We start from the raw sequence: 13,907 nt of genomic DNA, 5'->3' as shown, positions 1-13,907 counted from the left end.
GGCCGGGCTCGTGGAGCAGGCCGTCGCGCCGCTGCTGCGCCGCCGCGCGCCCGGCGCGATCGACCGGGCCGACGAGACCGCCAGGGAGATCTCCGGCCTGCTGCTGGAATTGCACGCCTCGCTGCTGCGTTCCGGTGTTCGTGGGGTCCTGGGCCGGTGAGGGCCTGACCGGGCGCCCGCGCCCCCGCGGGTGTTACGTTGAATGAAACGGTTGAACCCAGCGAAAACGGAGCAGCCCGTGTTGCAGATGGAGGTCGTGGGCGTCCGGGTCGAGATGCCCTCCAACCAGCCGATCGTCCTGCTGAAGGAGGCACACGGGGAGCGCTACCTGCCGATCTGGATCGGGATGACCGAGGCGACCGCGATCGCCATGGCGCAGGCCGAGGAGCCGCCGCCCCGGCCGCTCACGCACGATCTGTTCCGTGACGTCATCGACGCGCTCGGCGTCCGGCTGACCACGGTGAACATCGTCGCGCTCCGGGAGGGGATCTTCTTCGCGGACCTGGTGTTCTCCAACGGGGCCGAGGTGAGCGCCCGGCCGTCGGACTCCATCGCCCTGGCCCTGCGCACCGGCGCCCGCATCTTCGCCAGCGAGGACGTGGTCAGGGAGGCCGGGGTGATCATTCCCGAGGACCAGGAGGGGCAGGAGGACGAGGTGGAGAAGTTCAGGGAGTTCCTTGACCAGATCTCGCCGGAGGACTTCGGCCGTGCGGGGTAGGAATTTCGGTGCATTTACGCTTCACGACGCGCCGAGTGGGGTCGTTGACTGAGGCAGATCCCAGTCTTACGGTGCGAGTGAACCTGTGGCCGTGTACAAACCCCCAGATCAGGCCATGGGATGAGAGAAAGCCGGAGGTCCGCAGTGGCGGTCAGCAGCGGCGAAGGAAAGGCGGCCGGCCAGGATGATCCGGGGCGGCGCCGGTCGGCGCGCCAGCGCGCCGGAGAAGAAGGCCTGCTGTTCGACGGGCGACCGGTGAGCCCGCCCGCCGACGTCGGCTATCGAGGCCCCACGGCCTGCACCGCTGCCGGGATCACCTACCGGCAGCTGGACTACTGGGCGCGCACCGGCCTGGTCGAGCCCACCGTCAGAGCCGCGCACGGCTCCGGTACCCAGCGGCTGTACGGCTTCCGCGACATCCTGGTGCTCAAGGTCGTCAAACGCCTGCTCGACACGGGCGTCTCCCTGCAGCAGATCCGGATCGCCGTGCACCACCTGCGCTCCCGCGGGGCCGGCGACCTGGCCCAGATCACCCTGATGAGCGACGGGGCCAGCGTCTACGAGTGCACCTCGCCCGACGAGGTCATCGACCTGCTCCAGGGCGGCCAGGGCGTGTTCGGCATCGCGCTGGGCCGGGTCTGGCAGGAGGTGGAGGGCTCCCTGGCGGAGCTTCCCGGCGAGCGCGCGGAGAGCGACGAAGGCCCTTTAGGCGATCACCCCGGCGATGAGCTGGCCCGCCGTCGGCAGGCTCGGCGCACGGGGTAAAGTTGGTCCCGCTGACGACCCTGTGCGGGAGAGACCCCGACCATGATCGGGGCGCCGAAGGAGCAACCTCCCCGGAATCTCTCAGGCACCCTGTACCGCACGGACGAGGCGACTCTGGAAAGCAGGTGCGTCCGCCAGGCGCGTCTCACCGACGGTGAAAGCCTCCCCGCCAGGGGCAGGTGAAGCTCTCAGGTCGAGATGACAGAGGGGGAGATCCGGCCCCGTACGCCCGCGCCCAGCGCCGGTCTCCACCGCCTCGGGAGGCTTTCCATGACCGACCTGTCACCCCTCAGCGAGCTCGCCCCCCCCGCCGTTCGCCACCCGCCACATCGGGCCCGACGACACCGACCAGACCCGCATGCTGGAGGCGGTCGGATTCGCCTCCGTCGCCGACCTGACCGCGGTGGCCGTGCCCGAGGCGATCCGGTCGGCCGACCGGCTCGAGCTGCCCGCGGCGGCGAGCGAGACCGAGGCGATCGGGGAGCTGCGCGCGCTGGCCGCCCGCAACACCGTGCTCACCTCGATGATCGGCCTGGGCTACCACGACACGGTCACCCCCGCGGTCATCCGCCGCAACCTGCTGGAGAACCCCGGCTGGTACACCGCGTACACGCCCTACCAGCCAGAGATCTCCCAGGGCCGGCTGGAGGCCCTGCTCAACTTCCAGACCGTCGTCTCCGACCTCACCGGGCTCGAGATCGCCGGCGCCTCCCTGCTGGACGAGGCCACCGCCGCCGCCGAGGCGATGACCCTGGCCCGCCGCGCCGGCCGGGCGAAGTCGGACGTGTTCGTGGTCGACGCCGACGCGCTGCCGCAGACCAAGGCCGTGCTGCGCACCCGCGCCGAGCCGCTCGGCATCGAGCTGGTCGAGAGCGACCTGTCCGGACAGCTCCCCGAGTGCTTCGGCGTCCTGGTGCAGTACCCCGGCGCGAGCGGCCGGGTCCGCGACTTCCGCGCGGTCGCCGAGGCGCCCGCGCCCGCGGCGCCCAGGTCGTGGCCGCCGCCGACCTGCTGGCCCTGACGGTGCTCACCCCGCCCGGCGAGCTCGGCGCGGACATCGCGATCGGCTCCTCCCAGCGGTTCGGCGTCCCGCTCGGCTTCGGCGGCCCGCACGCGGCCTACATGGCGGTCCGCGAGGGCCTGCAGCGGCAGATGCCCGGCCGGCTGGTCGGCGTCTCGGTGGACGCCGACGGGCACCCCGCCTACCGGCTCGCGCTGCAGACCCGCGAGCAGCACATCCGCCGGGAGAAGGCCACCAGCAACATCTGCACCGCGCAGGTGCTGCTGGCCGTGATCGCCGGCATGTACGCCGTCCACCACGGCCCCGACGGCCTGCGCCGGATCGCCCGGCGCGTGCACCGGCACGCCGTCGTGCTCGCCGAGGGCCTGCGCCTGGGCGGCGTGGAGATCGTGCACGACGTCTTCTTCGACACCGTGCTGGCCCGGGTGCCGGGCCGTGCCGAGCGGGTCGTCGCGACCGCCCGCGACAACGGGGTCAACCTCCGCCTGGTCGACGCCGACCACGTGGGCGTCAGCTGCGACGAGAGGACCGAGCCGCTCCACCTGGAGCAGGTCCTGGCCGCCTTCGAGGTCAGCGGCGCGGTCCTGGCCGACCTGGACGCCGCCGCGCACGACGCGCTCCCCGCCGAACTGCTGCGCACCGGTGACTACCTCACCCATCCGGTCTTCCACGCCCACCGCTCCGAGACCGCGCTCCTGCGCTACCTGCGCCGGCTCCAGGACAAGGACATCGCCCTCGACCGGTCGATGATCCCGCTGGGCTCGTGCACCATGAAGCTCAACGCGACCACCGAGATGGAGCCGATCACCTGGCCGGAGTTCGCCGGCCTGCACCCGTACGCCCCCTCAGACCAGGCCGAGGGCTACCTGGAGCTGATCAGGGAGCTGGAGCGCTGGCTGGCCGAGGTCACCGGCTACGACGCCGTGTCGATCCAGCCCAACGCCGGCTCCCAGGGCGAGTTCGCCGGGCTGCTGGCCATCCGCGCCTACCACCGGGCCCGGGGCGAGGCCGGGCGCGAGGTCTGCCTCATCCCGTCCTCGGCGCACGGCACCAACGCCGCCAGCGCCGTCATGGCGGGCATGAAGGTGGTCGTGGTGGCCTGCGACGACGACGGCAACGTCGACCTCGGCGATCTGGAGGCCAAGATCGAGGCGCACCGCGACCGGCTCGCCGCGATCATGGTCACCTACCCGTCCACGCACGGCGTGTACGAGGAGGGCATCACCCGGGTCTGCGAGCTGGTCCACCAGGCCGGCGGCCAGGTCTACGTCGACGGCGCCAACCTCAACGCCCTGGTCGGCCTGGCCAAGCCCGGCGAGTTCGGGGCCGACGTGTCCCACCTGAACCTGCACAAGACCTTCTGCATCCCGCACGGCGGCGGCGGTCCCGGCGTCGGCCCGGTCGCGGTCCGCGCCCACCTCGCCGAGTACCTGCCCGGCCACCCGCTGCGCGAGGGTTCGGCGGTCGGCCCGGTCTCCGCCGCGCCGTACGGCTCGGCCGGCATCCTGCCGATCTCCTGGGCCTACATCCGGATGATGGGCGGCGAGGGCCTCAAGGCCGCGACCGAGCAGGCCATCCTGTCGGCCAACTACCTGGCCCGCCGGCTGGCCCCGCACTATCCGGTCCTGTACACCGGCCGGGGCGGGCTGGTCGCCCACGAGTGCATCGTCGACCTGCGCCAGATCACCAAGGAGACCGGCGTCACCGTCGACGACGTGGCCAAGCGCCTGGTCGACTACGGCTTCCACGCGCCGACCATGTCCTTCCCGGTGGCCGGGACGCTGATGATCGAGCCGACCGAGAGCGAGGACCTGGCCGAGCTCGACCGGTTCTGCGACGCGATGATCGCGATCCGGGAGGAGATCGGGAAGGTCGCCTCGGGCGCCTACGACCGGACCGACAACCCGCTGCGCAACGCGCCGCACACCGCCGACTGCGTCGCCGCCGACGAGTGGTCCCACGCCTACACCCGCACCGAGGCCGCCTACCCGGTGCCCTCGCTGCGCGAGGGCAAGTACTGGTCGCCGGTGCGCCGCATCGACCAGGCCTACGGCGACCGCAACCTCGTCTGCTCCTGCCCGCCGCTGGAGGCCTACGAGGACTGACCCGCCCGCCGTGCGGTCCCCCGCGGGACCGCACGGATCACCGCGTATGCGAAGACGCGGACGGCCCCGAGTCGTTAGGCTCGGGGCCGTTCCTTACCCGGGGAGGATCTTGAATGCCGGACGTCGACACACACCCCCTGGAGGTCGCGCGCAGGCTGGCCGAGGACGGCGACCTGGACGGCGCCGCCGCGATCTTCGCGGAGCTGGCGGCCGACGCCGACGGGCCCGACCGGGCCCAGGCGGCGGTGGGGCTGGCCGTGGTGCTCCAGGAGCGGGGGGACGTACCGGGGGCCCGTGCCGCCGCGCGCACCGCGCTGGCGACGGGGCATCCGGAGTTCGCCGCGCAGGCGGCCTGTCTGCTCGCCGAGAGCTTCGAGAGCGCGGGCCTGACCGATCAGGCCCGCGCGGCCTGGCAGGCCGCCCTGGGCGTCGGAAATCCCGGCTACGTGCCGCTGGCGCACATGGCCCTGGCCCGGCTGGCCGCCGACGAGCGGGAGGCGGAGGAGGCCCTGCGGGCCGCCCTGGCCACCGGGGACCCGGAGATCGCCTCCCGGGCGGCCCAGCGGCTGGCGGAGTTCCTCCTGGAGGAGAGGGAGCCGGGGGAGGCGGCCGACGTGCTCCTGGAGGCGCTGGCGGTGCCGGAGGTGGCGGATCCGCCGCGGCTGCGGGTGCTGCTCGGCGTGGCGCACCTGGAACTGGCGTGCGCGGAGTTCGAGGGAGCGGTGGAGGAGGGCGGCGACGTGGAGACGAGCGCGCTGGCCATCGAGCTCCTGGCCCGGACGCTCCCGCTGCGGGGCCGCGACGAGGACGCCGAGCGGGTGTGGGACTACGGTCTCGGCCACGCCGACGGGCGGCTGGCCGCCCAGGTGCGGCTGCGCCGCGACCGCGACCTGTGAGCGCCGGCGGCCCGTGAGGGCTCCGCCGGCCGGTCAGGACGGTCGGCCCGGCGTGACTCCATCCCCCGTGGGGCCGCGCCCGCGGCGACGGCACGGCTCCGCAGGGGGAAGGCGGCCGGATCAGTAGTCGCGGTGGTCGCGGCGGCGCCAGTTGCCAGCGCGTGGGCGAGGTTGACCGCGATGATGCCGCCCCAGGCGAGCAGCAGGCCGGCGGACCCGGCCTCGGTCGAGGCGATGGCGGTCAGCGGGATGCCGATGCCCAGAGAGCCCAGCGCGACGGTGACCGACGAATCGCCGCCCCTGCGCTGCTTCTTGGGGGCCGGTCCGTACGGCGCGGGGCCGGTGGCGTGGACCTCGGCCCGCACGCGGGCGGCGATGGTCGCGTCGAGCCGTTCGACGAACGACTCGACGAGCGCCGCCTCGTACTCGGGACCCAGGTCGCGCCGGGCGTCGAGGGTGGCGCGCATGTCCTGGCGGATGTCGTGGTTTTCCTGCACCTCCCCAGTCTGCACCCTGCGCGAGGGCACGGCATCGGTCATGAGGACGAGATCCGCCGGCGGGGCCGGTAGCGTTCCGCCATGGAGATCGTGACGCCGCACGGCCCGGCGCGGGCCGAGATCGACCGGGTGCCGGACCCCCGGTTCCTGCTGGTGCTGACCCACGGTTCGGCCGGGGGAGTGGACGCGCCGGACCTGCTGGCCGTACGGGACGCCGTGCTGGGGATCGGCGGCCTGGTCGCCCGGGTCACGCAGCCGTTCCGGCTGCGCGGCGCGCGGGCGCCGGGCTCGGCGGTCAAGCAGGACGAGGCGTGGGCGGCGGCGATGGCGGAGATCCGCGGGCGCCATCCGGGGCTGCCGCTGGTGCAGGGCGGGCGGAGCAACGGGGCCAGGGTCGCCTGCCGTACGGCCCGCGCGGTGGGGGCGGAGGCGGTCGTCGCCCTGGCCTTCCCGCTGCACCCGCCGGGCAAGCCTGAGCGCTCCCGTGCGCCGGAGCTGCGCGCGGCGGGTGTGGACGTGCTGGCGGTCAGCGGGGACCGGGACCCCTTCGGCGTGCCCGAGGCGGAGGACGCCGCGCGCCTGGTGGTGCTGCCGGGGGAGGGACACGACCTGAAGAAGGACCCCGCCCGGGTGGGCGAGGCCGTGGCCGGGTGGCTCGAGGCCAGAGCGCGGACCCGGCGCTGATCGAGTAGAGCGCGGACCCGGCGCTGATCGAGTAGAGCGTGGCCCGCCCCCCGGGGGTGACGCGGATGCTCAGGAGACGCCGGCCAGGGGGCGGTGCGGCTCGATGACGGCACCGTCGGGCAGCAGCTCGCCGGTGTCCTCGAACAGCACCACGCCGTTGCAGAGAAGGCTCCACCCCTGCTCGGGGTGGGCGACCACGGTGCGGGCGGCCTCGCGGCCCGGCCCATCGGCGGACGGGCAGGACGGCTCGTGCGGGCACATCGGCGTGCCTCCAGATCTCTCGTGTCGGCTCGCTGGGATCGACATCGGCGATCGGCGGGCACCGTCACCGATGGGACCCCGTTCCCACGTATGACGAGGGGCGAGCGTTTGCGGTTGACATATGACGGCGCGCGCCTCGAACGGGGTGAGGCGCGCACACTGAACAGCTCAAGTGTGCGACGGGTCACACCCGTGCGACATAGTCAGTTAGGACCGTTTGAGGACCATTGGAAGTGGCCCTTTGGCCTCGTCCGGGGGTGTGACCTATGACACAGCGTGCCGCATCGTCCGATAACTGGCCAAGTGCGACACGCCGGAGATTATGTAAACGATCGGTTGCGAATTGGAGATCCGGCCGGCGCCGCGCCGGTGGCCGCCGCCCGCACCGGTCCGGGGCGGGTCAGCCGCGGGCCAGGCCGGTCAGCAGGGCGTCGAGTCCCCGCTCGAAATCCGCGTCGGCCGCCGCGTCGCCCCCGCCCTGGGAGGGGGGGCAGCCACGGCTCGGCGTCGTCCTCCGGGCCGGCGGGCTCGGCCCAGCCGGATCGCTGCACCTCCACCGCCACCGCGCCGAAGACGTAGGCGCGCAGCGCCCGCACGGCCTCGGACGCGTCCGGCAGCCCCGCCTCGGCCAGCTGCTCGGTCTGCTCCCGCACGGCGATGGCGGCCTGGCCCTTGGGGGGCTTGGTCAGGGCGAGGGCCAGCACTCCGGGGTGTTCGCGCAGCGCGGCGCGGCTCGCCCGGCACCACTCGCGCGCGGTCTCCCGCCAGTCGCCGCCCGGCTCGACGTGGACGGTGGTGACGTGCTCGGCCAGGGCATCCATCAGCGCGTCCTTGCCGCGGGGCAGGTGATGGTAGATGGCCATCGCCTCCACCTGGAGCGCGTCGCCCAGCCGCCGCATGGTCAGCCGCCGCAGCCCCTGGCTGTCGGCGATGTGCAGGGCCGCCTCGATGATGCGCTCCCTGGACAGGGGGATCGGTGGTCGCTTGGCAGGCATGGGGTCATTCTGCCATCATCTGCCTTACTGTGTAAAGGAAATCGCCTGTACCGGCGCGGCTGGCGAGCCTCGGCATGCCGCCTCCCCTGAGTGCGTGGGCCTGCGGCGGACGGCGTAGGCTACCGCTGTCAGCAGCCGGGCAGTCAGGTGAGAGAGGGCAGAAGATGGCGTTTTTCCGACCGCGAGTGAGCCGGGAGGCGGAGGTTCGCTACCACGCTGACCAGGAGGTCGGGAAGAGCTTCCCCGAGCTTCTGCGCAAGGCCCGCCTGGCCGAGGCCGCGCTGCGCGAGGTGCAGGCCGCCACCGCCTCCTCCGCCGAGCGGCGGGCCGCCGCCCTGGTCCTGGACAAGGCCCTGACCGAGGCGCTGCGCGCCGCCGAGGCCAACCAGCGGGTGGCCTTCGGGGTCAGGTCCTACGACGACCGGCTCCGCCGCCGCAAGGGCAGGGCGACCCCCAAGGGCGCCGAGTGGACCACCGAGGTCGAGCGCCTGCGCACGCTGCGTGAGCGCAACCGCCTCGTCGACATGCCGCGCGACGTGCTCCCCGTCGGCACCGCCAACCGCGCGGGCGCCGCGCACTAGATCCGCGCGCCCGGGTCCGGGCGCTGAGAACCGCGCGAGCCCCGGTACGGCAGGCCGTACCGGGGCTCGGCGCGTCGCAGGGGCTCAGCTGGCCCAGTCGAGCAGCGGACGGGTGTTGCTCGGGTGGCGCAGCTTGGACAGGGACTCCTTCTCCAGCTGGCGGATGCGCTCCCGGGTCAGGCCGAGGTGCTTGCCGATCTCGTCGAGGGTGTGGGGCTTGCCGTCGACCAGGCCGAAGCGCAGGGCCATGATCCGGGCCTCCCTGGGGGAGAGGTTGCCGAGCACGCCGCGCAGCTGCTCGCCCAGCAGCTGGCGGTCCACCACCTCGAGGCCTCCGGGGAGTCGACGTCCTCGATGAGGTCGCCGATGGTGGTCTCGCCGTCCTCGCCGATGGTGGCGTTGAGGCTGAGCGGCTGGCGGCTGGTGCGCAGCAGCTCCTCGATCTGGTCGGGGGTCCGGTCCAGCTCGACCGCCAGCTCCTCGGGCGTGGGCTCGCGGCCCAGCCGCTGGTGCATGTCGCGCTCGACGCGGGAGAGCTTGGACAGCATCTCCAGCACGTGCACGGGCAGGCGGATGGTGCGGGCGGAGTCGGCGAAGCCGCGCTGGATGGCCTGCCTGATCCACCACATGGCGTAGGTGGAGAACTTGTAGCCCTTGGTGTAGTCGAACTTCTCCACCGCGCGGATCAGGCCGAGGTTGCCCTCCTGAACCACGTCGAGCAGGGCCATGCCGCGGTCGGTGTACTTCTTGGCGACGGAGACGACGAGCCGGAGGTTGGCCTCCAGCATGTGGTCCTTGGCGCGGCGGCCGTCCTCGGCGACCCACTCCAGGTCGTCGCGGATGTCGGCGGGCAGCCCCGGCTCGGACTCCAGCTTGGCCTCGGCGTACAGGCCGGCCTCGATCCTCTTGGCCAGCTCGACCTCCTGGGCGGCGGTGAGCAGCGTGCGGCGGCCGATCGACTTGAGGTAGGTGTGCACCGAATCGCCCATGACCGACGACTGGTCGTCCAGGTCCGCCGCTTGCTCCACCTCGGCCTCGAGCTCGGCCTCGTCGGGGGCGGTCCAGCCCTCCTCCGCCAGCTTCGCCTCGAGGTTCTCCGGCTCCTCATCCGGTCCCGGCGCGGCCTGGTCCGAGGGGGCGTCCTGCGGAGCCGCCGCGGTCTTCGCACCGGCGGTCTTCGCTCCGGCGGCCTTCGCGGTGCGCGGGGAGGCCGCCCGGGCCGCGGTCGTGCGGGTGGCGGACTTGCGGGCGGCGGTCTTGGCCGCGGCCTTCTTGGTGGCCGCGGCGAGCGTGGGCTCGTCCTCGGCGGCCAGGCTCACGCCGGCCTCGGTGAGCTCGCGCAGGATCGTCCGGCCCTCGGCCGGGCTGATGCCCGCGTCGGCGAAGGCGTGACGCAGCTCCGCGAGAGAAAGGTGACCCTGAACTCGCCCTCGGTCAAGGAGCTGTTCGAGGGTCGTCGGGGCCTCGGTCGAGGTCGCGGCGGCGGTTTGGGGCATGAGGACACCTCCTCCGTTACGGAGTCGTCTGTTTGCAGGTTGTGGGTGCTGACACGTTGCGGGGTGGGGCGGCCGGGGGGAGCCGCTCAGCGCACCAGTACCAATAACCCCATCGGAGACCTTTCTGTTCCCGACTTGACGGGGAAAATATGATGGGATGGGCCGGTTTCAACCGGACCATCCCATCGGAGATGTGTTGCGCCTGCCCGGAAGCGGCTACTCGGTCGAGCCGGCCGGGCCTTCGATCCGGCCCTCGATCGGGCCTTCGACCGTCGGCATCGGCATCGGCAGGGCCCCTTCCATCCGGTGCTCGGTCCAGTAGCGCGCGACCTCCTCGGGCTCGGGATCGACCTCCTTGGAGACCACGAAGTCCTCCGCCGGAGCGGCCTGCTCCGGCGGGGACGGCGGGACCGGGACGGAGGGCGGGGCCGACCCCGCGGGGACCGGCGCGTTCGGCTCGATCGCGGGCACGGGCTCACCCGCCCGCCCGATCCCGCCCGCGGAGGCGGCCGCCGCGACGGACGCGCCGCCGGTGAGGATCACGGCGACGACTCCGGCGGAGACCCACGTCTTGCGGGTTGGCTTCATCGGGCTCGTCCTTCCTGCTCGCGTCATCTCTTCGACGTCCGAGAGGCCCTCACGGTTCCCGTGGCAGCCCGCGGCGGAGCGCGGCGAGATCCGGCTTGCCGTTGGCGAGGAGCGGCAGCTCGGGCAGGACGACCAGCTCGGCCGGGGCCGCGTAGGCGGGCAGCCGCTCCTTGACGAAGGCCCGGAGCTCGGCCAGCGGCGGGGGAGCGGGGGAGACCACGACGGCGACCACCCGCTCGCCCCACTCGGGGTCCGGGCGGCCGACCACGGCGGCGTCGTCGACCGCCGGGTGCTCGGCCACGGCGGCCGCCACGGCCGCCGCGACGACCTTCTCGCCGCCGGTGTTGATCACGTCGTCGGCCCGGCCCAGCACTCGCAGCCGACCGCCCTCCAGCGTGCCGAGATCGGAGGTGACGAACCAGTCGCCGTCGCGGGCCGCGGCGGTCAGGTCGGGCCGGAGCCGGTAGCCGGAGAAGAGGACCGGCCCGGCGATGCGGATCCGGCCGTCCCGGGCGCCGCCGCCGATCCGCAGCTCCACACCGTCGAGAGGGCGGCCGTCGTAGACGCAGCCGCCGCAGGTCTCGCTCATGCCGTAGGTGGTGACGACCCGGGCGCCGGCCGCCCGGGCCTCGTCCAGCAGCCCCGGGGGAGCCGCCGCCCCGCCGAGCAGGATCGTCCGGAACGCCGAAAGGTCGGCCGAGACGGCCAGGAGGCGGCGCAGCTGGGTCGGGACCAGCGAGACGTGCTCGGCCCCGGCGCCGAGCACCGCCTCCGGGGAGAAGCCCTCGTGGACGACCGGCTCGGTTCCGCCCAGCAGGGACCTGACCAGCACCTGCAGGCCGGAGACGTGCGAGGGCGGCAGGCAGCAGAGCCACCGCTCGCCGGGCCGGGCGCCCAGCCGCTCCAGTGAGGCCGAGGCCGAGGCGCGCAGCGCGGCGGAGGACAGCTGCACGCCCTTCGGGGCGCCGGTGGTGCCGCTGGTGGCGATCACGACGGCCACCTCCGGGGGGACGGGCTCTCCTCCGGCCTGCCGTACGCCGTCCAGCCGGGCCGGGCGCAGGGCCTCCAGCGTCGCCCGCAGCGCGGGTCCGGGCAGGTCCGGGGCCAGGGGAAGGATCGCGGGGCCCGCGGAACCGCGGTCGTCGAGCGCCGCGGCGACCGCGTGGAACAGCGCGGGCCCCGGGCGCATCGTCACGGCGTGCAGCTCCCGGCCGCCTGCCCGCTTCGGATTCGAACGCATCAGCTGGAGATCCATGATCCAGAGGAGTGGACGATGGGATTCCACCGACCGTTACCATGATCGGGATGTCCCGCCCGGCGGCGGGCCGTCCCCTGACGGAGGCCGCATCCGTCCTCGGCCTGGAGGCTGAGGCTCTTTGCGGACCTTCGGTAAGGTTAATGCCGATGAGCCGGACGACGACCCAGGGGCCGGCGCAGGGGAAGGGGCGAAACGATCGTGACGGTCGGCTGGAAGCGGTCGGGTGACCACGAGGACGTCGTCCGCGAGGCCGCCGAGGAGATCGCGAAGACCGCGGTCGACCGGCCGGAACGCCGCGGCGCCTTCCGGCCCGGTGCGCGAACCGCCCTGCGGCAGGGCCTGGCCGGCAGACGCGGGCGGGCCCGGCGGGACCGCGGCGCCTCCGAGGAGCGGGTGCCCGGATCCGGCGCGTTTCCGCGTCGCCCGTGATGGGCGCCAGAGGCTCCGGGACACCGGAGACGGCGGAGCTGCGGGTGTTCCGGATCCCGATGCGGACCCGCTTCCGGGGGCAGACCGTCCGCGAGGGCGTGCTGCTGAGGGGCCCGGCCGGGTGGGGGGAGTTCTCCCCCTTCCCCGAGTACGGCCCGGCCGAGTGCGCCCGCTGGCGCGCCTGCGCCGAGGAGGCGGCCTTCACCGGCTGGCCCGCGCCGCTGCGCGACCGGATCCCGGTCAACGCCATCGTGCCCGCCGTCGACCCCGGGCAGGCCCACGCGATGGTACGGCGGGCCCGCTGCGGCACGGTCAAGGTGAAGGTCGCCGAGCGAGGCCAGTCCTTCGCCGACGATCTGGCCAGGGTCGAGGCCGTACGCGACGCGCTCGGCCCGGCGGGCCGCATCCGGGTGGACGCCAACGGCGCCTGGGACGTCGATGAGGCGGTGGTCCGGATCACCGAGCTCGACCGCCGCTTCGGCCTGGAGTACGCCGAGCAGCCCTGCGCGACCCTGGACGAGCTGGCCCGGGTCCGCAGGAGGACCGAGGTGCCGGTCGCGGCCGACGAGTCGATCCGGCGCGCGGAGGACCCGCTGAAGGTCAGGGCGGCGGAGGCGGCCGACATCGCGGTGGTGAAGGTGCAGCCGCTCGGCGGGGTGGCGGCCGCGCTGCGGGTGGTGGAGGCGTGCGGGCTGCCCGCCGTGGTGTCCAGCGCGGTGGAGACCTCCGTCGGCCTGGCCGCCGGGGTGGCGCTCGCCGCCGCCCTGCCCGACCTGCCCTACGCCTGCGGGCTGGGCACGCTGTCCCTGCTGGAGGGAGACGTGGTGGCCGATCCGCTCGCCCCGGTCGACGGGGCGCTCCCGGTGCGGCGCCCCGAGGCGGACCCCGGGGCCCTGTCCCGCTACGAGATCGAGTCGCCCGCCTGGGTGCGGCGCCTGAAGGAGGCACGGTGAACCCCGCGACCGCGCTCGCGACCGTCCTGGTCGACGAGCTGGTGCGCTGCGGCCTCACCGACGTGGTGATCGCGCCCGGTTCGCGCTCCGCGCCGCTCGCTCTGGCCGTGCACGCCGACAGCCGGGTCCGGCTGCACGTGCGCGTCGACGAGCGGTCGGCCTCCTTCCTGGCCCTGGGCCTGGCCCGGCGCGGGGAACGCCCGGTGGCCCTGGTCTGCACCTCGGGCACGGCGGCGGCCAATTTCCACCCGGCGGTCATGGAGGCGCACCAGTCGGGGGTGCCGCTGCTGGTGCTCACCGCCGACCGCCCGCCCGAACTGCGCGACACCGGGGCCAGCCAGACGGCGGACCAGCTCAAGCTGTACGGCACGGCGGTCCGCTGGTTCGCCGAGGTCGGCGTCCCCGAGGAGCGGCCCGGCCAGGTCGCCTACTGGCGCTCCCTGGCCTGCCGTGCCTACCAGCGCTCGCTCGGCCCCGCCGACCCCGGTCCGGTCCACCTCAACGTGGCCTTCAGGGAGCCGCTGGTCCCCGACGGCGACACCTCCTGGTGCGAGCCCCTGGACGGCGGCGCGGACGGGCCCTGGGTCCGCGCGCGGGTGGCGCCCCGGCCGTGGCGCTGCACCTGCCGCAGACCCGCAGGGGCGTGCTGGTGGTCGGCGA

General features: G+C 74.0%; 14 protein-coding genes, 2 pseudogenes and 1 riboswitch. Of the genes and pseudogenes, 9 read left to right on the top strand and 7 right to left on the bottom strand.

The genetic code is table 11. From position 1 onward, the window contains the following. Positions 1 to 238: 238 nt before the first annotated feature. The 4 genes and pseudogenes from ACWJ6R_RS16775 (at position 239) to ACWJ6R_RS16760 (ending at position 5,505) form a co-directional block, all read left to right on the top strand. A complete protein-coding gene (locus ACWJ6R_RS16775) occupies positions 239 to 718 on the top strand; it encodes a bifunctional nuclease family protein (RefSeq protein ID WP_153054485.1) in 480 nt (159 codons plus the stop codon). Between the two features lie 144 nt (positions 719 to 862). Further along, positions 863 to 1,483, top strand: coding sequence for a MerR family transcriptional regulator (locus ACWJ6R_RS16770; protein WP_068900674.1), 621 nt, complete (start codon positions 863 to 865; stop codon positions 1,481 to 1,483). A gap of 15 nt (positions 1,484 to 1,498) precedes the next feature. Further along, a riboswitch (glycine riboswitch) is annotated at positions 1,499 to 1,591 on the top strand. Between the two features lie 220 nt (positions 1,592 to 1,811). Continuing rightward, positions 1,812 to 4,609, top strand: a pseudogene (gene gcvP / locus ACWJ6R_RS16765) (aminomethyl-transferring glycine dehydrogenase). A gap of 113 nt (positions 4,610 to 4,722) precedes the next feature. Then, positions 4,723 to 5,505 carry a hypothetical protein gene (locus ACWJ6R_RS16760; protein WP_449063108.1) on the top strand — a complete coding sequence of 261 codons (783 nt, stop codon included), beginning with the start codon at positions 4,723 to 4,725 and terminating at the stop codon, positions 5,503 to 5,505. Here ACWJ6R_RS16760 and ACWJ6R_RS16755 read toward each other — a convergent pair. Next, positions 5,436 to 6,002 carry a hypothetical protein gene (locus ACWJ6R_RS16755; protein WP_449063107.1) on the bottom strand — a complete coding sequence of 189 codons (567 nt, stop codon included), beginning with the start codon at positions 6,000 to 6,002 and terminating at the stop codon, positions 5,436 to 5,438. The two genes, ACWJ6R_RS16760 and ACWJ6R_RS16755, sit on opposite strands and share 70 nt — an antisense overlap. Before the next feature lie 81 nt (positions 6,003 to 6,083). On the opposite strand from ACWJ6R_RS16755, the gene ACWJ6R_RS16750 reads away from it, so the two are divergent. Further along, entirely contained in the window at positions 6,084 to 6,686 is a 603-nt protein-coding gene (locus ACWJ6R_RS16750; RefSeq protein WP_449063106.1) for an alpha/beta hydrolase family protein, read from the top strand. Positions 6,687 to 6,755: 69 nt separating this feature from the next. On the opposite strand, the gene ACWJ6R_RS16745 is transcribed toward ACWJ6R_RS16750, so the two are convergent. Both ACWJ6R_RS16745 and ACWJ6R_RS16740 read right to left on the bottom strand, forming a co-directional pair. After that, positions 6,756 to 6,947, bottom strand: a complete 192-nt coding sequence (locus ACWJ6R_RS16745) for a DUF5999 family protein (RefSeq protein ID WP_068900681.1) — start codon at positions 6,945 to 6,947, stop codon at positions 6,756 to 6,758. Positions 6,948 to 7,267: 320 nt separating this feature from the next. Beyond that, positions 7,268 to 7,942 (bottom strand): TetR/AcrR family transcriptional regulator C-terminal domain-containing protein, encoded by a 675-nt coding sequence (locus ACWJ6R_RS16740; protein WP_449063105.1) that lies wholly within the window; start codon positions 7,940 to 7,942, stop codon positions 7,268 to 7,270. Positions 7,943 to 8,127: 185 nt separating this feature from the next. Between ACWJ6R_RS16740 and ACWJ6R_RS16735 the strand changes: the two genes are divergently transcribed. Beyond that, on the top strand, positions 8,128 to 8,523 hold the full coding sequence (locus tag ACWJ6R_RS16735) for a hypothetical protein (protein WP_449063104.1): 396 nt from the start codon (positions 8,128 to 8,130) through the stop codon (positions 8,521 to 8,523). Between the two features lie 84 nt (positions 8,524 to 8,607). Here the strand turns inward: ACWJ6R_RS16735 and ACWJ6R_RS16730 are convergent, their stop codons facing one another. From ACWJ6R_RS16730 to ACWJ6R_RS16715, 4 genes are all read right to left on the bottom strand, one after another. Continuing rightward, entirely contained in the window at positions 8,608 to 8,772 is a 165-nt protein-coding gene (locus tag ACWJ6R_RS16730) for a sigma factor-like helix-turn-helix DNA-binding protein (RefSeq protein WP_449063103.1), read from the bottom strand. After that, positions 8,700 to 10,019: a sigma-70 family RNA polymerase sigma factor gene (locus tag ACWJ6R_RS16725; RefSeq protein WP_449063102.1), complete on the bottom strand. Its 1,320-nt coding sequence runs from the start codon at positions 10,017 to 10,019 to the stop codon at positions 8,700 to 8,702. The genes ACWJ6R_RS16730 and ACWJ6R_RS16725 overlap by 73 nt, the downstream gene beginning before the upstream one ends. Before the next feature lie 216 nt (positions 10,020 to 10,235). After that, positions 10,236 to 10,607, bottom strand: a complete 372-nt coding sequence (locus ACWJ6R_RS16720) for a hypothetical protein (RefSeq protein WP_449063101.1) — start codon at positions 10,605 to 10,607, stop codon at positions 10,236 to 10,238. 49 nt (positions 10,608 to 10,656) lie between these two features. Further along, on the bottom strand, positions 10,657 to 11,847 hold the full coding sequence (locus ACWJ6R_RS16715) for an AMP-binding protein (RefSeq protein ID WP_449063100.1): 1,191 nt from the start codon (positions 11,845 to 11,847) through the stop codon (positions 10,657 to 10,659). Positions 11,848 to 12,063: 216 nt separating this feature from the next. Here ACWJ6R_RS16715 and ACWJ6R_RS16710 point away from each other — a divergent pair, with 216 nt between their 5' ends. The 3 genes and pseudogenes from ACWJ6R_RS16710 to menD all read left to right on the top strand — a co-directional run. After that, complete coding sequence (locus tag ACWJ6R_RS16710) at positions 12,064 to 12,294, top strand: hypothetical protein (RefSeq protein ID WP_449063099.1); 231 nt, start codon at positions 12,064 to 12,066, stop codon at positions 12,292 to 12,294. Further along, positions 12,294 to 13,247 (top strand): o-succinylbenzoate synthase, encoded by a 954-nt coding sequence (locus ACWJ6R_RS16705; RefSeq protein WP_449063109.1) that lies wholly within the window; start codon positions 12,294 to 12,296, stop codon positions 13,245 to 13,247. The genes ACWJ6R_RS16710 and ACWJ6R_RS16705 overlap by 1 nt, the downstream gene beginning before the upstream one ends. Continuing rightward, a pseudogene (gene menD / locus ACWJ6R_RS16700) lies at positions 13,244 to 13,907 on the top strand (2-succinyl-5-enolpyruvyl-6-hydroxy-3-cyclohexene-1-carboxylic-acid synthase); the annotation flags it as partial. The gene ACWJ6R_RS16705 and the pseudogene menD, both read left to right, overlap by 4 nt.

The organism is Planomonospora algeriensis (assembly GCF_977012225.1).
This window is presented reverse-complemented; position numbering and strand designations above follow the sequence as displayed.